This is a genomic window from Floridaenema fluviatile BLCC-F154 (genome assembly GCF_041929135.1).
GTDB classification, from domain to species: Bacteria; Cyanobacteriota; Cyanobacteriia; order Cyanobacteriales; family Aerosakkonemataceae; genus Floridanema; species Floridanema fluviatile.
The window spans coordinates 60,690-83,062 of record NZ_JBHFNS010000050.1 but is presented as its reverse complement, the minus strand read 5'-3'; the positions used below and the strand labels follow the sequence as shown (position 1 = coordinate 83,062).

The following is a 22,373-nucleotide window of genomic DNA, read 5'->3' as shown; positions in this document are numbered from 1 at the left end:
CTCAAAGAAAGTAAAATGAGCAACAGAATACTGAACATAAATCCGCATCTTTGGGCAAAGAGGCTATAAGTCATGAATGATGACATAGAGATTACTAATGAAGAAACTGTAACCCGGAAAGAAGATATCTTAGTTGTTGACGATACGCCAGAGAATTTACGTCTAATTTCATCATTTTTAGCAAACGAAGGTTATAACGTGCGTAAGGCGCTGACTGGACAAATGGCGCTAACGGCAATGGATACAGTTTTGCCAGACTTGATTTTGCTAGATATTATGATGCCAGTAATGAATGGTTATGAAGTTTGTGAAAAACTGAAATCTAATCCGAAAACTGCGGAAATTCCGGTCATTTTTTTAAGTGCTTTAAATGATGCTTTTGATAAGATAAGAGCTTTTACTGTAGGTGGTGCTGATTATATTACTAAACCTTTTCAATTTGAAGAAGTTTTAGCTAGAGTGCGTTTGCAATTGAGTTTAAAAGCTGCCAAGCTGCAAAATCAAAAATTGAATGCGGAATTAGAAGCGAGAGTAAAAGAAAGGACTTATCAGTTACAAATAGCAATTGAAGAGTTAAAACGAGAAATTCAGGAACGCAAATTGTTGCAAACAAAACTGCTAAATATGGCTCTCCATGATGCGTTGACGGGTTTACCTAATCGAGCCTTTTTTATGGAGAGATTGGTAGAGTTACTGAATTTGGCTCAGGAGAATAGGGATTATCAGTTTGCGGTGTTGTTTTTGGATTGCGATCGCTTTAAAGTAATTAATGATTCTCTCGGTCATTTAGTGGGAGATGAACTGTTAGTTGCCTTAACTCATCGGTTACAATCGATTATAATGCCAAAGAGTACGATCGCTAGATTTGGCGGCGACGAATTTGCCATTCTCCTGGAAGAAATTGATAATATTAACAATGCAACTCAAGTAGCAGATCAAATACTAAAAGCTCTTTCATTTCCCTTTCAATTAAAAAGAAACGAAGTTTTTATTAATGCTAGTATTGGTGTTGCTTTAGGTAATTCTAGTTACGAACAAGCCGAACATATATTGCGGGATGCTGACACCGCAATGTATCGAGCAAAAACATTAGGAAAAGGACAATATCACCTTTTCGATCCGACAATGCACGCTGCCGCAGTGCAAGCTTTACAGTTAGAAAACGACTTGCGAAAAGCCATTCACCAAGAAGAATTTGTTGTTCATTATCAACCAATAATTTCCCTTTCCACAGGCAAAATTACCGGATTTGAAGCCTTAGTTCGTTGGCAACATCCCAGCAGAGGAACAGTTTCCCCAGCTTTGTTTATTCCCTTAGCCGAAGAAACAGGATTAATCAATTCCATTGGTAAATTAGTATTGTCATTAGCTTGTCATCAAATCCAAGAATGGTATCAGAAAAAACTCATAGATGAATCGATATTTATGAGTGTGAATATCTCGGCGCGACAATTCGCTCAATTAGATATTGTAGAACAAATTGACCAAATTGTAGCTGAAACCCAAATCAATCCGCAATGTTTGAAATTGGAAATTACCGAAAGTGCGTTTATTAACAATGCTCAATCTGCTAAAGCAATTTTACAAGCCCTACGCCAAAGACAAATTCAATTAAGTATTGATGACTTTGGTACAGGTTATTCTTCCTTAAGTTATCTGCATAATTTTCCAGTTGATACATTGAAAGTTGACCGTTCTTTTGTGAGTAAATTAGATGGCACTTTAGAAAGTTTAGGTTTAATTCCAGCCATTAAGAAAATTGCCGAAACGATGAAAATGAGTGTAGTTGCAGAGGGAATTGAAACGGAAAAACAACTAGCACAACTGCGAGAATTAAACTGTGAATTTGGGCAAGGATACTTCTTTGCCAAACCGTTACCGAAGAAAGAAGCAACGGAGTTAATTGTTGCTTCTCCCAAGTGGTGAGGGGCTTCAGGGGCAGAGGGGAATTAAATTTCACCTTTACCCTTTACCCTTTCCTTTCTTAGACTTTGAAAAACCAATTTTTGGCGTACATTAAATAAGCAACTGCCCACCAAAATAACAGCGTTATTAAGGCGAATAGTAAAGAACCGTTCATTTCACCTGCCCAAGATGCGAATAAATTTTGGTAAATCCAATTGTAGATACTGATGGCAGTTTCGCCTGTGCCTATTTGAATTTTTGCCATTAGTTTCAAGCCTAAAACTGAAGCGACAAAAATGAAAATGGCGTTTAATCCGAGAATTTCAAATGGCTTTCCCCAACGGCGTAATTCGCGGACTTCAATTAATTGATAACATCCGGCTAATAAGAGCATTGCCCATCCCGAAGTAAATAGAACAAAAGAACTTGTCCACAGCTTTTTATTGATGGGAAATAATAAACCCCAATTCCAACCAATGAATAAACAAATAATGCCAATTAATGCTAAGTTTATGCTGGTTTTTGGGTTAGGATTTTGTTTTCGTAGCCAGTTGCCAGTTAAGTAACCTAAAAGTGTGGTTGCTATAGCGGGTAAGGTGCTAAATAGTCCTTCGGGATCTCCCATTAAGTTGTAACCATCTCCTTTGTAAAGATGGGTTGTTGGAATGATGAGACGATCGATCCAAGCCCCAAAATTTCCCTCCCTAGTTAATACTCCAGCACCATAATTAGGAACCGGAATTAAAATCATTGCCGCCCAATAACCAACAAGTAAAATTGCTGTTAATACCCACAAACCCTTTTTGGGCAATTTCAGAATTGCTAAAGCTGTGAATAAATAAGCTAGGGCTATTCGCTGTAACACTCCCATAATTCTGATGTTACTAATGTCGTAATTCCAAAAGCCATTCAGCAACAAACCCAAAGCAAAAAGGATGATGCTACGCCGAAAAATGCGCCAATAGACTGATGCTGGAGTTTGTTTTCCCTTGGTGTACTTAGCAAGAGAAAAAGACATTGCCACACCGACGATAAACAGGAAAAAGGGAAAAACTAAATCTGCCAAAGTGCAGCCATTCCAGTCAGCGTGACTTAAGAAAGGATAGACTTTTCCTAAACTCGCTGTATTGACTAGGATCATACCTGCGATCGCAATACCTCGAAACACATCCAGAGAGGTTAAACGCATCTGTATTATTCTTTTCTTGAGCTAATCTGTTTTAGATTCTCATACTTTAGGAGATTTCCGGTCAAAATAGCTGATTCCTCAGAAACTTAGATTAATCAAGGCTGGATATAATGAAACTCAGTAAATTCTTACTATTAAAAAGTTTAATTACCTGTTAAGCTGTTACGCATTTAAATCACTTATTAACGAGTAGGGTGCGTCAGACGGTAAAGCTTTATGTAGAAAGGAAAATATCTAAATCTGACGCACCCTACAATATGACTTTTAAATGCGTAACAGCTTACTGCCCCCAGATATATCTGGGGGCAGTTTTTTAAGAGGAAATAGTGTTGAGTTTCAGATTGTAAGTAGTTGAACCAGAGACTTGGTAGACTTTGGCATAGTAGGTATCTGCTGCCAACAGATAAGAAATTAGTTCGGCGCGAGTTCCCGGATTAGTCAAAGAGACAATCAATTCGCCGCTACTATTAAGGATATCCATGTCAGCGTTGGCATTGAGAAGACCTAAGATTGGTTTGAAAGTACCAGGTCGATCGAGCGTAAATTGATAGAGGTCAAATGAATCATCATTGTCGATCGAACCCGTAATATCTAGGGTGAAACTGCCTAAAGTGCCAACATCACGGGCAACAGTGAGGGCAACCTTTGCGGTATTACTACCTGCGGTAATCGTCAGAGAATCGCTACCCGTGAAGTCACCGCTGTTGTAAGTCAAACTGCTGAGAGCGGTATTCAGGTTAGTGATGCTACCTGCCAGAGTGACAGCGGCGGTGTTATTGTTCTGGACGGTGACATCTGCGATCGCACTCACCCCCAAAGTCCCACGATTTACTTGCAAAGACACCGAACTGGTAGCCGTAACTCCGTCATCACTAAGACTAATACTGCTGATGCTACTATTGGCAGACAACACATTCAAAGCAGTAGGGGCATTGATTTCAGGACTACCACCAGTAGAGTTGACAGTAATAGTAAAAGTCTGCGGGGGAGAAGTATCAACACCACCATTGGTTGTGCCACCGCTATCCTGAACTACCACATCAAAGGTAGAAGTACCTTCAGCACCAGCGGCAGACTCGTAAGTAAGTTGACCATTAGCATCAATCGAGGGGAGAATACTAAACAGCGCCGGATTGGAAATGTTGCTAACTATATAAGTAGCAGTTTGATCTGACTCGTTAGGAGCACCTGGATTGAACATCGCCCAGTCGGTGAGAGTTTGCCATCCGCTGTCTACAGCGATCGCAGGTGGATCGCTAGCTGTAAAAATCGGTGCATCATTAGCCGGGGTAACATTGAAAGTCAGGTCGTAGACTTCCGTGCTAAAAGTCGTGCCATCTCCAATTTTGAATTGCAAACTCGCATAACCATCGCCGTTAGCATCAGCTTCCGGGGTAAACTTCAAGTTACCCAAGTCTGCGGCATTGACGATCGTATCCACCGTGACCGGATTACCATTAAAAGTGAGAGAACCAACTGTAGGTAGACTAACAATTTGTATTGCCTCTACAGTTCCATCATCTCCCGAATCATCGCCTGGAAGAGTGTCATCTCCTAAATCATCTCCCGAATCATCGCCTGGAAGAGTGTCATCTCCTAAATCATCTCCCGAATCACCACCTGGAAGAGTGTCATCTCCTAAATCATCTCCCGAATCATCACCTGGAAGAGTGTCATCTCCTAAATCATCTCCCGAATCATCACCTGGAAGAGTGTCATCTCCTAAATCATCTCCCGAATCATCACCTGGAAGAGTGTCATCTCCTAACTCATCTCCCGAATCATCGCCTGGAAGAGTGTCATCTCCTAAATCATCTCCCGAATCATCGCCTGGTAAGGTGTCGCCTGGATTATTCGAGAAAGAGAAAGTGCTGGGACTAAATATATAAGTAGAGTCTTCGTTGAAAGTGACGACGATGTTATCGGGGATAACTGGCGAATCATCTTGCACTTCAAACGCACCGAGATCTACTTTACTGCCACTAATCCGATTAAAACCCGTACCCCGTTGGTCGGTAGTGAGATCGCTGGGAACTTGGCTGTTATCTCCCGCATTAATCGCCGGACTACCAGCAAGCAGTTCGATTGTCTGAGTCAAACCCCCATTATCTGCCAAAGAACCCAAAAGCGGATCTTGATTAATAATATTTGCACCCGTTAGGCTACTGTCTGCGACTAAGTTAACTCCCGTGGTGGTGGTAGTAGCGCCAGCTTGTTGTTTGAGATCGCCACCGCTGTTATTTGCCAAGATACTATTTGTTAAAGTAATCTGGGCACTACCGCCATAATTGCGAATCCCGCCGCCGTTTTCTGCTGAGTTGTTGCTGAGGGTACTTTGGGAAATTGTCAAACTACCAAAGTTTTCAATTCCGCCGCCGTTGTAATATGCCAAGTTGTCACTGAGAGTGCTGTTGGCGATCGTCAAAGTGCCAAACTCGTTGTAGATACCGCCCCCGTCGTGTTGTGAAGAGTTGAGATTGAGGGTACTGTTGCTTAAGGTGACGGTGCCAAAATCATTATAAATACCGCCGCCGTCATGTTCTGCCCAGTTGTTAGTGAAAGTGCTGGCGTTGGCGGTGACTGTACCAAAGTCGTTGAAGATACCACCGCCGAAGAATGCGGAGTTGTTGCTGAGGGTATTGTTGCTGAGGGTTAAGGTTCCCGTGTTGCTGATACCGCCGCCGAAGAATCCTGAGTTGTTGTTCAGGATGTTGTCATTCAGAGTTAAGGTTCCTGAGTTGAAGATTGCACCGCCGTAAGATGCGAGATTGCCCTTAACGTTTCTTCTGCTGGCTGTGTTACTGCTGAGGATGCTGTTGCTGAGAGTTAAGGTTCCTGCGTTGTAAATTCCTGCGCCGTTGAATGCTTGACCGTTAGCGATCGCTAATCCGCTAATTTCGGCACTAGCGCCATCAAACACCAAGAAAATGTTCGATTGATTATTCCCGCTGATGGTGATTTTGTCTGCTCCCAATCCGGTAATTGTTGTCTTGGCGCGATCGGTAAGCGTCAAATTACCACTAGTCAAGGTGATAGTTTGCGGAGTAGCAAAAACAGTTGCGTCAAAAACAATTAAATCAGCTTCGGCGCTAGTATTTGCCTGGGTAATGGCATCCCGCAATGAGCCAGTCCCACTATCCGCTGTATTCGTTACTGTATAAGTATTTACCACATCAACCGGATCTTGAACAACAGGCGGCGTAAAGTTTCCCGCTTCAATGCTGCCTGTGCTAAACTCCAATTGCCATTGTCCACCCAAGTTAGTAGATGTACCAACATCCGCCCCTGTCAGATCTGCGAACTGTTGGGCAAAACTCTTTCCGAGTTCGTTCTGCGTTACATCATAGTTATAAAGTAGGATATCGGCTTCTGGTGTTAATGAATCAGACCAAGATTGCAATATCTCGGCATGATTGGGCAAATTGTCGTTGTTTAAACTGACATTGCCCAAGAGCAAATCAGTGTTATCACTACGGGAAAGAATATGTACCGCCGTTACATTTTGGTAGCCTGAAAGGGTTTCCTCAATTTGAGTTAGTCCATCGCTACTTCCGTTGAGCATATAAACTTGTTCGCTGGTATCTCGCCCTTGCATAAAAGCTTGGTAGTCAGCTATGGATACCGTGTTGTCAACAAAGATTAATTCCTGACCGATGCTATTACTAATACCAGTGTTAGTTGGGTTACTTAGGGTATTGTCGATCGATAAAGGTGGCAACAAACTGGAATTAGTTAGTGTTGAGTCATTAGGGAGAAGATTTGGCGGATTTTCCATAACTTTATAGCTCGCAGATTTTGGACTTAATTGATGTTAAGAAATAGATAAAAAAAGCACCCGCAAATCCAGCCCAGTCATGCAATATCATCAAAGCAAAGATGTGCTGCACAAACTAGAACAGTACTTGTCAAATTGGGAATTTTTTGACTAAATCCTCTGAAAATTAGGGGATTTTCTGGGGAGCAAAAACTTAACAGTCAGCTTTTCTCCGTAATAATACAGGCTTAAGTTAACTTATTCTCTGAGTAATTTCAATTCAAGCAAAGTCATCTTTACTAAAATTTCATCAAAACGGAGCTTTTTTACCGTAACTTTACGTAATCTTTAATTTTCTAGGGATTTTCAGTATGGAAAAGCCGTAAAATTACATAGATAGTTTCAGAGTTCATCTAAAAGTTTTGCGATCGTTTCCTGATACGATATCTATTTATAAAATCTGTTGGTTTCCTTGCTGCTTTTCGATGAGATTTTGCGTCATTTTAGCTAACTTTTGCAGCATTTCTTCCTGTTGAGTAGCTTGTTGTTTATACTGTTGTTTTTTCTGTAATGCTGCTCTCGCTAAATCTTCTCGGTTTCGCTTTAAAGCTTCCTTAGCTACTTTTTCCCAATCATTCATTTGTTTAAGTGTTTGAGTATACTGAGGTTGAATGTTATTCCAAGTAGTGCGAATTTGAGAAAGAGCTTCTTCAACTAACCGAGTAGTTTCGTCTTTTGCAGTGGTTTCTAAAGAACGGCTCACAGGTTCAGATAATGTATCCACATCAATATAACGTAACATGGGAATAAAATCTACTACCTGTTGACTGAAGTTAATTCCAGTTTTACACCAAGTAGCAAAATGCTCGCAGTTGTTAAAAAGTAGGTTATATTTTCTTTCTCCTAAACGACTTTCGGCGCGACGCACAACTACATCGTTAATGAAAGAAACTTGGTATCTTTTCACATAAATTATCCCACCTTGGGCGAGAGTTTCTAAAGAGGTACGTTCAATAGTTTCGCTAGGTTTGCGGTAATGAATAGCTGTACCATCGCCGCAGTCAATCCCATGATGTTCATAAACGCCTTTAATGTTAATAAAGTGTCTCATGGCATAGATTTGATCGCCTCGCGCCATAATTTTTTGCCTTTAATGTTGACTTTTGCTGCTAAGGACAACTCACTTATTATACAGATTAGGAAACATTTTGGCATTTGTTGCAGGTTTTTTTGCGATCGCACTGATGTCTGAATCATAAATCATTCTTCACAAATCATGCTACCATCAGCAAAACATTGCCAAATAGGAGATAAGAATAATGTTAAAAAATCGTGAAGGGGAAAGAGTTCCCCATGTAACTTTCCGAACCCGTAAAGATGGTAAATGGTTAGACTTTACCACTGATGAATTATTTTCCGGGAAAACAGTTGTGGTTTTTGCACTTCCCGGTGCTTTCACTCCCACTTGTTCTTCCACTCACGTTCCTGGTTACAATGAACTATACACAACTTTCAAAGAAAATGGGGTCGATGATATTATCTGTATCTCGGTAAATGACCCTTTTGTAATGGAAGAGTGGCAAAAAGATCAACAGGCAGAAAATATAAAATTCATTCCCGATGGTAATGGAGAATTTAGCGAAGGCATGGGAATGTTAGTTGATAAAAGGGATTTAGGTTTTGGTAAGAGATCTTGGCGTTACTCTATGTTAGTTAAAGATGGAGTAATTGAAAAGATGTTTATCGAACCGGAGGTAGAAGGCGATCCTTTTGAAGTTTCTGATGCCGAAACAATGCTAAAATATATCAATCCACAAGCAGCGAAACCTAAGTTAGTTTCCCTGTTTACCAAAGTCGGTTGTCCTTATTGTGCTCGTGCTAAAGCTACTTTGAAAGAAAGAGGAATTGATTTTGAGGAAATCGTTTTGGGTAAGGATATTACTACCCGTTCTTTGCAAGCTGTGACTGGTGCAAAAACTGTACCTCAAGTATTTATTGATGGCAAATTGATTGGGGGATCGGAAGCTTTAGATGAGTATTTAGGCTCTCAACATCGGTAATTTGGGACTTACGATCGTGTTCGCTTGATTACCCATAATGTAGAGACGTTATATATAACGTCTCTCTCTACAAGATTTTGAATTAAGTTGTTGAAACCGCAGAGGCGCAGAGAACACAGAGAAGAAAAAAAGAAGTATTTGGCATCTGTTAATAGTTAGGAGTTTTGTTTTTTGATAACATTGATAAATCTGACTTTTAATAGAGTTGGATCGGAGATGATTTATTTTAATATGGGGATGTCAGAAGTAGGAAAAGTGAATTAGGGGAGGAAAATATGCCATTTACTCAAAGAATCAGAGAAGGGTTTCAAAAATTCTTAGAATCAGCGATGAAAGTTTTTACTCCAGCGAAAGATGACTATCCTGAAACTGGTGTGCAACCTTTTGATGGAGATGCTTATAATGACACTAATCGTAATGGTTAACTAAATGTTGAGGATATGGGAAAGGGAGAGAAGTTTATTTCTTTTCCCTCTTTTTTGCTGATTAATGTTTATAATTTAAGAGAAAATGATATCATAATAGGTATGAATAAACTGTTAGATGCTACTTTCTCCATAGAAGTAGGTCAATCTTTGAAAAAGTTGGCTAAGAATGCTTTTGAAAATGCTTACAAAGCGGCGCTACTGTATCCTAATTGTACTTATGTGCAAGGTTTTTTAGTGATTGCGGGGGAATCTTTGCCTCCGATCGAACATAGTTGGCTAGAGTTGGATAATCATGTTGTCGATCCATCCTTTACCCTTTGGGATAAACAGGCGGAAGAACTGTTCTATTTTCCGGCACATTGTTTGACTGTAAAGCAACTAATCGCCGCAGTGGAAGAAGCGAAAGAAGATTACCCAGAAGATAATCCGCTTCCGGTTTATGGTGCAATGCCTTACGAGTATTATGGTGAAGTAATGTTAGGCGGGAAGGATTACCAGGTTGCTTATGAAGCAGCTTTGGCATTTTCTCAAGAAATCAATGTCAAGTAAACCGGAATTTAGTATTTTTTTAATGGCTTTGGAGTCAGAAATAAGCGATAGTTTTTAGTGTTAACTTATCCTTAAACTAGGATGGTATACTTAAAAGCTATGATTGGGAAAGTTTACCCGATTATAGGGAATAATTCTAGGTTGATTATACGATAAATTGGAGAGTAGTTTATGGAACTGGAGCTAGGTTTACAGTTACTAGTCCAGGGTTTACCAGCGATCGCACAAATATTCACAGCCTTACAGGAGGAAAGATTAGCAGCAATCAAGCACGAACAAGCTAAGGAAGTTCACCAATTTAAATCGGATGAATTCGGGGAAAAGTCACCCGAAAATCGCCATTTACAAAAGTGGCGACGGGAACAGGAAATTGCAGCTTATCATCGAGAAACAGTTTTACAATTAGTAGAAGCAGGGCGAGAAATTGTCCAAAAGTATCCCGAATATCAGCAATTTATTGAAAATTGGCCTTTAAAATTACTTCCCTCTCAATTTTTAACTCAACCGCCGGATAATGCACCGAAACCTTTACGAATTTTCCTCGCCCCAATCAAGATTCAAGGTAATGATTATTCACCGGAAAAAATAGCAGACTGGGAACTAAATTTAGCGCAAAGTTTAAGAGAGTTTCTCGGCAAAAACTACCCTTTAAATAGTCAACAAAGACCTGTTGAATTCATTGCTAAAGCCTGGAAAAATCAGGAATTTGAGCAAGAAACTAGCATCAAAGCTTTATTTGAAGTCCTGAAATTTGAACCAACTTTAATTTTAGAACTAGAAATCATTGGCAAACATTTAAATTTGCGGATTGCTTATTGGGGAATTGCTGAACCTACTTATTCTTATCAAACCATTATTTCTCAATTTCCTTATCTGGAAATGGTTTATGCAGCGACAAAGAACCGTGCTTTGCAATGGCGAGAAACGGCAAATAAATTATTAGCTGCTGGCGTTAGTTTAGCAGAAGTTCAGGAATTGGGTGGCGATAATGTTAAGAATTTGGAAATTTTAGAAAAAGAGTTAAAATGGCAGCAACTTGGTATTGTTACTCAAGATTTAAATCTGCCATATCAATGTAATGAAGAAGATTGGCAATGTTTGTGGCAATGGTTAATTAGTTATTATTGTTTTCTGGCTGGTTGGATCGCAGATTTGCATCATTTAATTAATTATAAACTCACCCCAGTTTTACCGGAAATATCGTCGGATATTAAGCAAGAGTCGCAAGAAAAACTACTAGGAATATGTCTCTCTTTTTATGGTGATTTGTTTAGTAAATGGGAAAATGAAGCACCTGAAAAACTTTTAGAAATATCGGCGAAATTGGCTAATAGTTTAACTGTTTTACCAGATAAATCTTGGGCAAGAGATCGGGTTAATTATGCAATTAAATTCTGGTTACAGCAGAAGCAAATTCCTTTAGAAGGAAGTAATGTTTCCTTAGAAACTGTACAATCTTTAATTACTGCTAAAGACAGAATTTTCTTAGAAAATATCAAAGTTTGTTTGCAAGCAATAGGAGATGAATCTTGTCTGAATCAGGTATGTCGATTGTTAACAGTATTAGAAGATTTAAGCAGCAAAAATACAGCGATCGAGAAAAGTCAAACTAGCTTAATTACCATCCCCAACCATCTGAGTGCAATTACCAAAATTCCCAATGATTTGAAAGTAGATAATATTTCGATTATTCAGACTTTAAATGGACATTCGGGAAAAGCTTCTTCGGTTGCTGTGAGTCATGATGGTAATACTTTGGCGAGTGGAGATGATGATAATACTATCAAATTGTGGCATTTAGGGACTGGGGAATTATTGCATACTTTAAATGGTAATTGTGGGAGAGTTTTAGCAATTAATGTTAGTCCTGATGGACAGATTTTAGCTAGTAGTCATCGGACTAGCGATCGCAGTTGTATCAAAATTTGGCAATTACAAACTGGCGAGTTAATTAGAACTTTAGCTGGACATCATAAATGGATTTATTCTTTAGCTATTAGTCCTGATGGCAAAACGCTGATTAGTGGGAGTCACAAAATCAAAACTTGGCATTTAGAAACTGGGGAACCTTTACACAGTATTCCCGGACATAACAAGTGGGTTTATTCCTTAGCTATTAGTCCCGATGGTGAGAAGTTTGCTAGTAGTGGAGGAGATAAAACCGTAAAAATTTGGCATCTGCAAAGTGGCGAGTTAATTCATAATTTAGAAGGGCATTTTGACTGGGTGCGATCGGTAGTAATTAGCCCTGATGGAGAGATGTTAGCTAGTGGTAGTGATGACAATACAATTAAACTTTGGCATTTGAATACAGGAAAACTTTTGCGAACTTTCATGGGTCATTCTGATTGGGTTTTATCCTTAGCTTTTAGTCCTGATGGTAAAACTTTAATTAGTGGAAGTAAGGATAATACAATTAGGTTCTGGCATTTGGAAACAGGCAAATTATTAGGGACTTTTACCGGACATAAAAAATGGGTTTATTCTTTAGCTGTTAGTCCTGATGGACAAACTTTTGCTAGTGGAAGTGAGGATAAAACTGTGAAAATTTGGCGGGCTTTGTGAGGTTTAAATATGCCCTACAGTCAATGTATATTCATTTTGAATTAATAGCTTTACTATTTTGGTATTTTCCTAATAATTTAGTACAGTAAGTATGGAAGATTAGAATCATTGTCATGCAGAGAGGACTAAGGCAGTCCGAGATTGCCTTAGTCCTCTCCCCGACAGGCAAGAAATTACTTTTGATATTTTAGTTTTATTCACCATATTCACTCATTGACGTTCATTCCTTTTTCTTAACCTGTCACGAATGGTTTGGTTAGGGTTATGATTGCTCTTTGCAGCTAGCACGCAGGCTGTTCACGCGCTCAGTTAGCTGCATATAAGCTTGTTGTGTCGGTCGTTCGAAAGCAGGGATGAGCTTTCCATCAGCCGATATGATAGTTGAAAAAGTTCCAATTGCTGATTTCTCAGCCGGGACACTTTCCACTTCTTCCAACTTGCGAACTTTTTGCAAAAAAGCTGCCTTGTCAATGCTGTTTCCAGCCAGGAGGCGGGAAAGGTCGTCGGAAACGGAAACAGTTGCCGCCAAAGCAGCTGCCTCACGGCAGGGAGCCTGCATAGAGGCGCAGGCTGAAAAGGAAATACCCAAAGCAGCCAACATCAACATGAGTTTGTTGTACATTTTTACCTCAAAGAACGTTTCCAACTAATCCGAATTAACCCAATCGGTAGGGAGATGCCCTGGCAATAATTATTGACCGGGTGTTTTCAAGCGGAAACCTGTTTCCAACTAATCCGAATTAACCCAATCGGTAGGGAATTTAATTAAGATGCTTCTTCCGCGTCAAGGACGGTTCGTTTCCAACTAATCCGAATTAACCCAATAGGTAGGGAGTTCGCTACAAAGCCTTTACCCAGAGAAGAGAGGGTTTCAGGCATCAAATTAATGCACCTGGTATAAAGATTGTAGATCGACATCAAACGAGGGGTCAACAACATAGCTGATTAGCCTGCGAATTGATTCACAGGCGGGATAAAACGTCTAAACACTCACAAACATCTGAGATTTAGCTGAATATTTCCAGGTCATTCCTTCAGGATCTTTAGTTTTAGACCATTGGGAAAAGTCAGGTTGTGACTTTCTTTTACTGATGGTACTGGCGCTAACTTTTAAGCGTTCTGCTAAAGCTTTACCTGTTAATGATTCAGTTGTTTTAATTACCTCAAGATGGAGGTGAGAGTTGCCATTTTTTTCGGCTATTGCAACGGAATTACCATTATGATAATTCTCAGTTTTTCCGTTTAAATGTACTAAGCTGAGTTCTTTGGGAAGGGGAGATTTGCCATTACCATTGCCATTATTAGAGATGATTTCCAAATCTTTCATCTCTACAGAATGGTGAGGTTTACCATTGCCGTTGGGAGGAATGATTTCTAGGTGATAAGATTTGCCATTGCCATTTGTCGATTCTATTGTTGGCTGTTGATTGTTATCTAAATTATTCGCCAACTGATCTATTTCTTCGTTGCTAGTTAGCAGCGGACGTAAACCATTTAATCCAGCAACAATTGCCGATCCATTGTTAATTAAAGTGGCGGCGAGTGGCGGAATTCCGAATAAGACGGCGATGACTAAAGCACTCAAATTTGGTACAGCGACAATGGCGGTATTTTGGTTAATTAATTCTAAGGCTTGGCGAGCGATCGCGATCGCTTCTGGCAACCCCCGCAAGTTATTTTCCATTAATACCACATCTGCGGTTTCTCTTGCCACATCAGAACCATCAGCGAAAGAAACGGAAACATCTGCATAAGCAAGTGCCGGAGAATCATTAATTCCATCACCGACAAAAGCTACAGTTTTTCCTTCTTCATGTAATGATTTAACAACCGCAACTTTGGTTTCAGGAAATGCTTCGGCATGAGTATTATTTGGCTCAATTCCTAACTCACCAGCAACTACTTTTGCAGTGCGTTTGTTGTCGCCTGTCAAAATGTGAATATCCATGTCCGCAGCAGTGCGTAAAGCTTTAATTACATCCCGACTTTCGGTACGTAAAGGATCGCGATAAGCAATTACGCCTTGCAATTCGCCATTGCTAGCGACGTAAATTAAAGAACAACTTCCTGATTCGAGATGGGGGTATTTTTCATGCAATATATCGATGCTAATTCCTTCTTTTTGTAGGAAGCTATTACTGCCAACTAACACATTTTGTCCGTCAATTTCGGCGCGAATTCCTAAACCAATTTCGTAATGCCATTCACCCCGTTGTAAAATTCTTGCACCTCGATCTTGGGCATATTTAACTACTGCAACAGCGACAGGATGAGTGATTCTTTGTTCGGCAGCTGCGGCGAGTTCTAAAATTTGCAAACGAGAGATTTTTTCGTTGGTAGTTTCGACGTTAACAACGGTGGGTTCGCCTTTAGTTAATGTACCTGTTTTATCAAAAACAACTGCATCCACAGTAGCTAATTTTTCCAAGGCTCTACCGCTACGAATTAGGATGCCTCTTCTTGCCGCATAAGTCAAGGCGGCTAATACAGTTGTTGGTACAGAAACACGAATTCCGGTAGCAAAGTCAATGGTTAAAATGGCAGCTGCACGGGCTAAACTTCCGGTAAAACCAAAGACTATTCCTGATAGTAATAGGGTGGGAAGAACAGCTTGATCTGCTACTTTTGCGGCGTAATTTTCGATCCGGGTATCGTGAACAGGTGCATCCTGCATCACTTTAATAATTTGTCCGGCGCGAGTTTCAATGCCAATGTGTTCGGCGAGAATATAAAGTTGTCCTTCTCGAACTAAGGTAGAGGTGTAAACTGTTTGTCCTTCCCTTCGCATGACAGGCATTGATTCGCCTGTGAGTTTTTGTTCGTCAATTAATGCTTTACCCCGCAAAATTTGCCCGTCTACTGGTATTTGATCGCCGGGATAAACGATTACTGTGTCGCCTTTTTGGACATCGTGAATGGAAATTTCTTGTTTTTCGCCGTTGCGTTCTACCCAAACAAATTGTTGCAAAGAATCGAGTAAATCTAAGGTTTGTTTTTTGGAAGAACGGGCAGTTTGTTCGCGAATTGCTTCCCCAAGTTCAATCAAGATTAACATGATTGCGGGGTTAATAAATTGCCCTTGGAATGTGGTAATTGCGATCGCAGAAAAGTCAAGGAAATCGATGTTTAATTTTTGTTCGTTGAGGATGCTATTTAAGGCGCGTTGTGCTACTGGTATTGTGGAAAGTGCGATCGCTCCCCCAGTAACAATTGGCGGAATTGGCAATCCCATTGGCCCACTTAATAAAACTAACGCCGCAGTTGCTACAGGCAAGGTTAAATTAGACCAAGGGTTAGTTTCCTCTTCTGTTTCTGTGGTGGCAGGAGGATTAATTTTAACTAAAGTATTGGGATCGTTTGCTAACTCAATTAAATGCACTAAATGCGCTTTAATTGCTGCTGCTGACAACTCAGGTGCGTGATAAGAAATTGCTACCGATGCCGCATTTTTGTTAATCCGAATCTTTGTAACTCTCGGATCTGATTCAGCTAATTGAGTAAGTTTTTCTGCGTATTCTACATTTTTAGCAACTAGGGGAATGCGAAAGCGAATTCTCCCCGGAGTCTCATGCACAATGCTATAACTTAGCTGTTGCTGTTCTGCTATCTTGCCATTTAGTTGATTAGGGGAATTTTGCGTTCCTGACTCTGGTTTTTCTGTGAGAAATTCTGACTCAATATATTTTAGTAATTCATGACTTACTCTGTCTGTAATCATGAATACTGGCAAGGACATTAATCCAGTTACTCCTAATGCTCTGGTGGCTAGCATTCCGGCAATTAGGGAGAGGATCGATCGCGCAATCAACGGATATTGTTGTGCCAGATCTCCTGATGCCAAAACTTCCTGTAAATCAGGTTTCTGTTCTTTCGGAAGTAACACTAAAGGTTGCCTTACTTCCGACTGCTGAATAATTTTAGAAATCTCTGGCATTGAGACAGTATTGCTGTCAAAGGTAGCAACTATACTTTTGGTTGCTAAGTTTGTTCTAACTTCGTAAATTCCCTCTTGTTTGCGGAGTTTTTCCGCTACTTTTTCCAAAGCTTCTACCTGATTGCTGTCAGTCGCTTTGAGACGCACCCGCCCCGGAACATTATGGACGATTTGCAGAGCATTGTCAGAGTTTTGTGCAGTGAGATAGGTCATTTTGGTTCAGATGTTATTCCTCCAACCTTTAAAGGAGCAAAATTAAACTTTAAACTTTAGAAAATCTTAATGGCAAATTTCTTTTTTCTTTGCATTGAAAGCCATTTTGTTAATCTTTCGTTAACCAAATTTCGGTTGATAAGAAATTCACCTCTACAGAGGCGATTGCTAAACAATTTGTTATGGGGAAATAGAGGTGAAAAAGAGATTGCGATCGGCTAAAATGCGATCGCCAAAAGCAAATGCTGAGTCTGATTTATCTCTAAATCAAGGGACTTAGGAAAATCAGACTAACTATTTTTTTGTTCTGGATCGGAGGTGTAATGCAGCTTAATAAAGCTATCGAAAGAGTACCAAGCTAACACATACCAAGGAACCGTTTCAAATTGCCATCCGTTACGGAGTAACTGATGAATTGCTAGCGTACCAAGTCCCACGGGTACCAAGAATCGCAAATCGACTAAACCGCCGCTTGCTTGTCCAACTCTTTGGTTAAGGTCATAAATAGCATGAGTTAAATCCTTGGCTACTTCTGACTTTCCCTCTACTATTGGTACATCAGCAACCTTTCCCAAAATGATGCCTAAATCCTGCAAAATAGCTTGGATATCTTCCGCATTCCCTTCATCTTCAGCATGATAAATTACAATGCTGCCAGTGTTAACATTCGGGCGAATATCAATAATCTGACGATGTTCTTTCAGTGCATGAACAATCCGCGCCATTTCATCAGCATTGCGACGCTTTTGAGAAAGTTTTACTCTAGTTCGGTTGGGGGTACTACTAGCAATATGAGTATGTTTCATTTCCTGTCATAGATGCAATTAAGCCTCTTTGAGACTTCAGTCGCTCACAATAATTGTTTGTGGTTGATTATTATTTGAGGAAGTTTCATCTTCTGCGAGTTCGGCTTTAGCTTCAGCGATCAAATCTTCAAAAACTTCTCCCACTTCTGCAAACGACTCTTTACCTTTCTCGTAAAATTTAATTCCCTCTTTAATTACAGCCTTGGCTACAGGTTTACCTGCGCCAGCTACCACTGGAATTAATACTGGTGCTAACAGCAATGCGCCGATACCTACTACAGCACCGGGAATTCCACCGCTACCGATTACTTCATCCAATGCCACACCCTTGAGTATGTCGTCCATCAAGGCCATCCCTCTACCTCCTTAAGGTAAAGAACAGGTTAAGAATCACTTAACTAAATACTAGAATATTTATTATAAATCTGCAATCACTTTATTGGCATAAGACTTAATTAAACGATCATAAATGCAATTAATTGTCACAGTAAGATGTAATTTTGAGTTGTTGTGATTTGGTTAGCAGTTGATGAAAGTTGGATTTTTGGGAACTGGGTTGATGGGTAAGCCTTTGGTGCAAAGGTTATTGTCTGCCAAAATACCTGCGATCGCTTACAATCGCACTGCATCAAAGTTGGAGGAATTGAAAGCAGCGGGTGCTCAAGTGGTTGATTCGGCGGAAAGTGCGATCGCCAATTCCGATTGTATAATTTTAATGCTCGCCAACGCTGCCGCAATTGAGCAAACTTTACTTTCTGAGAGTGCTAAATCTCAAATTAAAGGACGCACAATCATTCAAATGGGAACCATTTCTCCCCAAGAAAGCCAAGAGATTGAAAAGCAAGTAATTGCAGCTGGAGGTGAGTACTTAGAAGCACCAGTTTTAGGCAGTATTCCTGAAGCCGAAGCTGGTAAATTAATCGTCATGGTAGGCGCAACTCCCGAACAGTTTGCTAAATGGTCAAATCTCTTAAAAAACTTCGGTTCTGAACCTCGTTTAATTGGCGCAGTAGGTACAGCAGCGGCAGTTAAATTAGCACTAAATCAATTAATTGCTTCCCTAACTACTGCCTTTGCATTGAGTTTAAGTTTAGTCGAAAAACAAGGTGTAGAAGTTGAAACTTTCATGGAACTTTTACGCCAAAGTGCTTTATATGCACCGACCTTCGACAAGAAACTAAAGCGAATGTTGGAAAGGGATTTTACTAATCCTAATTTCCCGACTAAACATTTGCTCAAAGATACAAATTTGTTCCTGAAGCAAGCGCAGTCAAATAACTTAAATACTAATAGCTTGGAAGGGGTGCGGCAAATTTTAGAAATCGCTCAAGAAATGGGGTTAGCTGATGCTGATTATTCGGCTTTATTTAATGCGGTGAATCCTTGAGTTTGGGGACTGGGGACTGGGGACTGGGGACTGGGTTGGACAATGCTTTAAGATTAGTTTGTCAGGTGGTTGGCTCTTTCTTAGCAGAAAGCGATCGCTAAACCTAATTAATTCGTGAAATGCTTGATTTATCAGGAATCCCATTCCCCAGTCCCCAGTCCCTAGTCCCCAAAACTCAGTATGCACTCAAAGACGATCGCTACTCACAACGGTAACATTCACATCTTGGAAGTTGATGCACCTGTGGAATCGAAACAGTTGCCAGTAGTGTTTGTGCATGGGATGGCTTGCTCTGCGGATATCTGGGATGCACAGCTGGCTTATGCGGCGCGGACTCGAAGGGCGATCGCGATCGACCTACGAGGGCACGGTACATCCACACCACCTGCGGACGATGACTACTCTCCCGTCGCCTGTGCAACCGATCTCTTAGCTGTTTTAAAAGTTCTGAAACTCGATCAAATCGTCCTCGTCGGACATAGTTATGGTGCTTGCGTGGTACTCGCTGCTGCTGCTGCTAAACCTCATGCGATCGCACAATTAATATTAGTAGATCCACCGATAGACTGCACCCAATTTCCCCCAGAAGTTTATGAGGCAGAAATCGCCCCAGTCCAAGCAGCACTTGCAACTGAGGATTGGCGATCGACCTTAGAAAACTCTTTTCGTGGCGCACTCACAGGGGGCACATCTGCAACGCACGATCAAATACTTGCCCGACTTGCCGCAACTCCAAAGGCTGCACTGCTGGGAACGTCTCGCGGTTTATTTGCTTTTAAAGCGGTGGAAGCTCTCGATCGCTACCTCGCAACGCCTGGAGCACAAGCTCACGCGATACTTGCGCCGTCGAATAACTTCCCGTTCAGCCTTCACGTTCTCCGTCCAACACTAACCATAACTACGTTACCTGATACGGGACATTGGCTGATGCTTGATGCACCTGAGTTGTTTGCTGGTGCGATCGAGACTTGCCTAGCTGTAGTTTAGTCTAACCAAATAAAGACCCTACTGAATCTTCCCGGCATTGAAAACTTGTTCTGCTGTCAATTCTAATTCCGAAAAGGTAGGGGATACTAAGGTTTGCCTATCACGAAACTGAGACATTTTATAGCTGCCATTCTCTAATTGACAGATGGTAATGGTAGGCTGTTTAGGTGAACCAATAAAGAAAGTTCCACCGAGTCCCAAATAATCTACAATCCAATATTCAGGTATTCCCAAAGCTTGATAATCGTCCATTTTTCGAGCATAGTCATTCTGCCAATTCGTGCTGACAACTTCAACTACAAGTTTGATTGTTGTTCCTAAAGTAACGATCGGTTCCCGTTGCCACAAAGGTTCATTTTCTAAAGCTAATCTGTCTAAAACTATCACATCTGGGCGGAAAGCCGAAGCAATTCCTAAAGGTTTAATTAAACAGCGAAGCGGAATCAAATAAGGTAACTTGAGGCGACGAATTTCAAAGTTGAGTTCGCAATTGATTAATCCCGCAACTTGTTCATGAGAGCCTGTTGGTTCCATTTCAATCAATTCTCCCTCAAGCAATTCGTATCGCTCATTATCTCCATATTCGCTAATGAAGCTTTCAAAATTTATAGATTTTTGGGATAGTTGAATCATGATTTATCTGTTAGTTGTAATGCTTCATAATATCCAGTTTTCTGTTCTAAGATCGCGTAACATTTTGCTAGTTCCTTCATCGATCGCTTTTTGCACCAATTGAGGAATAAGTTCGATTATAGGTAAGTTGGGAAAAGTCGGACTAATGGATGTTTCTGTGTAGCCTTTATCGGAAAGCAAGTAAATTTTTAGTTGCTGATTTCGGTAAATCCAAACTTCAGGAACACCCATTACTTCGTAAGCATTTAAAGTGGTTTTAGAAGTAACATCCGCCTCTATTGCTAAGTCTGGAGGTGGATACTGTTTTAAATCCAAATTAGTACAGCCTTTCATTCTGTCAGCATTTTGAATATAAAAGCAAGTATCAGGTTCAATTCCGGCAATTTGCGGACGTTTTAGAGTTGTTGATCCAAAATCCTCCCAATTTCGCCCTTGTATATCCAGAATTGTTGTCAGAATGTAAGCAATAATGCGGTGAGGACGTTCATGCAAAGCTAATGGAGACATGATTTCTAGAGTTCCTTGAAAGTAAGTCACGCGACTCCTGCGTTTTTCTCCTAAGTCGATCAGAATTTGCTCGAAATCTTGCCAAGAAAGGTTAGGGATAGTTATGTGACTACCTGGGGTAAGTTCGATCGTTTTAATGGGAACAGTTACGCTCATTTTTCTGCCTCACTTAAAGGATTGAAGTCCTCACAACAAACTTTTGATTCAGATTTCTATGTTAGCCAATCTTCACCGCCTGGTAACTCAGCTAAAATTACATCTATTTGATCTGGTAAATCTTCAGCTGCATAAGTATAAGTCAAATCCAACATAGTTTTTGCTGTTGTAATAAGTTGTGATAAATTTAATCGATCGGAAATTTGTTTGGCTTTTAGCTGTCCATTGAAAATTTCTAAACTCGCTGGACGAATTGCTAATTTAATCGCTGCTTCTAAATAAGATTGCCATTCATCTGAATTAATATAATAAGAAGTTTTATTGTCTTTAAGGTTTAGTTTTTTAATTTGTACGATCGAATCAGATATGGAATTAGCCCAAGAATTAGTTAACCGTTGTTCAATTTGATTTTTTAGCAAATGAATTATTAGCCTAATTAAAGAACTTTCAATATTCCGAATAATGGCTTGTTTCCCCATTGCTTCTAATTCATCTATGAGCGTTAAAGCCTCTTCATACCTCCCCGCTAAAATACTGGCTCTTAAATCTAGTAGTTCTTGAACCATAATATTGCTCCTTAATCAATCCTGTTCAATTGCGTTTTCAACCAAGCTCTAAATAACTTCATTGTGGCATTCCTACCAATAACTTTGCTGCGTTCCAGATATTCAGGAATCGCTTCAGTAATCGGTAAATTAGGAAAAATTAAACTTTGATTTGATTGAACGTACTTACCTGATTGTAAGAGATTAATTTCTAGCTTTTGTCCGTTATAAAGCCAGAGTTCGGAAACTCTTAAATTTTGGTAACTTGTCAATTTTGTTTTCGATGTAATATCAATTTCTATTACTAAATCTGGAGGTGGATCTACTGTTAAATCTAACCGCTTTTTGCCTCTAACTGCTGCCTCATTTTGAATATAAAAACAATCATCTGGTTCCACTGCGGCAAGCATTTGTTCATTTTCAAAAGTTGTTGAGCCTAAACTTAAAAATTCAATATCTATTTCTTCTAAAATTGCTTTTACTAAATCGCCAATAATCACTTTATCACTTTCGTGTTCTGGTAGAGGCACCATGATTTCTAAAACTCCTTGGCTATAAGCAATTCTAGAATTGCGACTTTCTCCTAAATTTGCTAATATTTCTTGAAATTGCTGCCAACTTACATTTTTTAATAGTAATTGTTGACCTGAAGAAACTACAATCTGCTTAAGTGCTACCTGCATAAAATTTCTCCTTAATTGCTCAAAACTTTAACTTTTCTGTTCGTTGTAAGGAGTTCAGTCCTTTTTTTCCCG

18 protein-coding genes and 1 pseudogene are annotated in these 22,373 nt (G+C 40.1%); 7 read left to right on the top strand and 12 right to left on the bottom strand.

The window, feature by feature from the left end:
- Nucleotides 1-72 precede the first annotated feature (72 nt).
- Nucleotides 73-1,926 carry a two-component system response regulator gene (locus ACE1B6_RS12310; RefSeq protein WP_413257526.1) on the top strand — a complete coding sequence of 618 codons (1,854 nt, stop codon included), beginning with the start codon at nucleotides 73-75 and terminating at the stop codon, nucleotides 1,924-1,926.
- A gap of 58 nt (nucleotides 1,927-1,984) precedes the next feature.
- Here the strand turns inward: ACE1B6_RS12310 and ACE1B6_RS12305 are convergent, their stop codons facing one another.
- The 4 genes from ACE1B6_RS12305 to ACE1B6_RS12290 form a co-directional block, all read right to left on the bottom strand.
- On the bottom strand, nucleotides 1,985-3,094 hold the full coding sequence (locus tag ACE1B6_RS12305) for an acyltransferase family protein (RefSeq protein WP_413257525.1): 1,110 nt from the start codon (nucleotides 3,092-3,094) through the stop codon (nucleotides 1,985-1,987).
- A 313-nt stretch (nucleotides 3,095-3,407) separates the two neighbouring features.
- Nucleotides 3,408-6,869: a DUF4347 domain-containing protein gene (locus tag ACE1B6_RS12300; RefSeq protein WP_413257524.1), complete on the bottom strand. Its 3,462-nt coding sequence runs from the start codon at nucleotides 6,867-6,869 to the stop codon at nucleotides 3,408-3,410.
- A 430-nt stretch (nucleotides 6,870-7,299) separates the two neighbouring features.
- On the bottom strand, nucleotides 7,300-7,986 hold the full coding sequence (locus tag ACE1B6_RS12295; RefSeq protein ID WP_413257523.1) for a lecithin retinol acyltransferase family protein: 687 nt from the start codon (nucleotides 7,984-7,986) through the stop codon (nucleotides 7,300-7,302).
- On the bottom strand, nucleotides 7,956-8,105 hold the full coding sequence (locus ACE1B6_RS12290; RefSeq protein ID WP_413257522.1) for a hypothetical protein: 150 nt from the start codon (nucleotides 8,103-8,105) through the stop codon (nucleotides 7,956-7,958). Before ACE1B6_RS12290 ends, ACE1B6_RS12295 begins: the two co-directional genes overlap by 31 nt.
- Nucleotides 8,106-8,167: 62 nt before the next feature.
- On the opposite strand from ACE1B6_RS12290, the gene ACE1B6_RS12285 reads away from it, so the two are divergent.
- From ACE1B6_RS12285 to ACE1B6_RS12270, 4 genes are all read left to right on the top strand, one after another.
- Nucleotides 8,168-8,908 carry a glutathione peroxidase gene (locus tag ACE1B6_RS12285; RefSeq protein ID WP_413257521.1) on the top strand — a complete coding sequence of 247 codons (741 nt, stop codon included), beginning with the start codon at nucleotides 8,168-8,170 and terminating at the stop codon, nucleotides 8,906-8,908.
- Nucleotides 8,909-9,183: 275 nt separating this feature from the next.
- Nucleotides 9,184-9,333 (top strand): isochorismate synthase, encoded by a 150-nt coding sequence (locus ACE1B6_RS12280; protein ID WP_413257520.1) that lies wholly within the window; start codon nucleotides 9,184-9,186, stop codon nucleotides 9,331-9,333.
- Nucleotides 9,334-9,435: 102 nt separating this feature from the next.
- A complete protein-coding gene (locus ACE1B6_RS12275; RefSeq protein WP_413257519.1) occupies nucleotides 9,436-9,885 on the top strand; it encodes a hypothetical protein in 450 nt (149 codons plus the stop codon).
- Between the two features lie 171 nt (nucleotides 9,886-10,056).
- Nucleotides 10,057-12,450: a WD40 repeat domain-containing protein gene (locus ACE1B6_RS12270; RefSeq protein ID WP_413257518.1), complete on the top strand. Its 2,394-nt coding sequence runs from the start codon at nucleotides 10,057-10,059 to the stop codon at nucleotides 12,448-12,450.
- A 262-nt stretch (nucleotides 12,451-12,712) separates the two neighbouring features.
- Here ACE1B6_RS12270 and ACE1B6_RS12265 read toward each other — a convergent pair whose 3' ends face one another.
- The 4 genes and pseudogenes from ACE1B6_RS12265 to ACE1B6_RS12250 all read right to left on the bottom strand — a co-directional run bounded on the left by ACE1B6_RS12265 (nucleotide 12,713) and on the right by ACE1B6_RS12250 (nucleotide 17,748).
- A complete protein-coding gene (locus tag ACE1B6_RS12265) occupies nucleotides 12,713-13,072 on the bottom strand; it encodes a hypothetical protein (RefSeq protein WP_413257517.1) in 360 nt (119 codons plus the stop codon).
- An 843-nt stretch (nucleotides 13,073-13,915) separates the two neighbouring features.
- Nucleotides 13,916-16,186: pseudogene (locus ACE1B6_RS12260) on the bottom strand (heavy metal translocating P-type ATPase); the annotation flags it as partial.
- A 701-nt stretch (nucleotides 16,187-16,887) separates the two neighbouring features.
- Nucleotides 16,888-17,403: an HMA2 domain-containing protein gene (locus ACE1B6_RS12255; protein WP_413257515.1), complete on the bottom strand. Its 516-nt coding sequence runs from the start codon at nucleotides 17,401-17,403 to the stop codon at nucleotides 16,888-16,890.
- 36 nt (nucleotides 17,404-17,439) lie between these two features.
- Nucleotides 17,440-17,748: a DUF5132 domain-containing protein gene (locus tag ACE1B6_RS12250; protein ID WP_413257514.1), complete on the bottom strand. Its 309-nt coding sequence runs from the start codon at nucleotides 17,746-17,748 to the stop codon at nucleotides 17,440-17,442.
- A gap of 184 nt (nucleotides 17,749-17,932) precedes the next feature.
- Here ACE1B6_RS12250 and ACE1B6_RS12245 point away from each other — a divergent pair, with 184 nt between their 5' ends.
- Both ACE1B6_RS12245 and ACE1B6_RS12240 read left to right on the top strand, forming a co-directional pair.
- Nucleotides 17,933-18,790 carry an NAD(P)-dependent oxidoreductase gene (locus ACE1B6_RS12245; RefSeq protein WP_413257513.1) on the top strand — a complete coding sequence of 286 codons (858 nt, stop codon included), beginning with the start codon at nucleotides 17,933-17,935 and terminating at the stop codon, nucleotides 18,788-18,790.
- A gap of 180 nt (nucleotides 18,791-18,970) precedes the next feature.
- Nucleotides 18,971-19,777: an alpha/beta fold hydrolase gene (locus ACE1B6_RS12240; protein WP_413257512.1), complete on the top strand. Its 807-nt coding sequence runs from the start codon at nucleotides 18,971-18,973 to the stop codon at nucleotides 19,775-19,777.
- 18 nt (nucleotides 19,778-19,795) lie between these two features.
- Here the strand turns inward: ACE1B6_RS12240 and ACE1B6_RS12235 are convergent, their stop codons facing one another.
- Genes ACE1B6_RS12235 through ACE1B6_RS12220 form a run of 4 tightly spaced genes read right to left on the bottom strand, consistent with a single transcriptional unit; the run spans nucleotide 19,796 to nucleotide 22,301 of the window.
- The gene (locus ACE1B6_RS12235) at nucleotides 19,796-20,410 is read right to left on the bottom strand and encodes a Uma2 family endonuclease (RefSeq protein WP_413257511.1); all 615 of its coding nucleotides are present in this window, start codon (nucleotides 20,408-20,410) and stop codon (nucleotides 19,796-19,798) included.
- Between the two features lie 24 nt (nucleotides 20,411-20,434).
- Nucleotides 20,435-21,073, bottom strand: a complete 639-nt coding sequence (locus tag ACE1B6_RS12230) for a Uma2 family endonuclease (protein WP_413257510.1) — start codon at nucleotides 21,071-21,073, stop codon at nucleotides 20,435-20,437.
- A gap of 56 nt (nucleotides 21,074-21,129) precedes the next feature.
- The gene (locus tag ACE1B6_RS12225; protein ID WP_413257509.1) at nucleotides 21,130-21,639 is read right to left on the bottom strand and encodes a DUF29 family protein; all 510 of its coding nucleotides are present in this window, start codon (nucleotides 21,637-21,639) and stop codon (nucleotides 21,130-21,132) included.
- An 11-nt stretch (nucleotides 21,640-21,650) separates the two neighbouring features.
- Entirely contained in the window at nucleotides 21,651-22,301 is a 651-nt protein-coding gene (locus ACE1B6_RS12220) for a Uma2 family endonuclease (RefSeq protein WP_413257508.1), read from the bottom strand.
- Nucleotides 22,302-22,373: the final 72 nt, after the last annotated feature.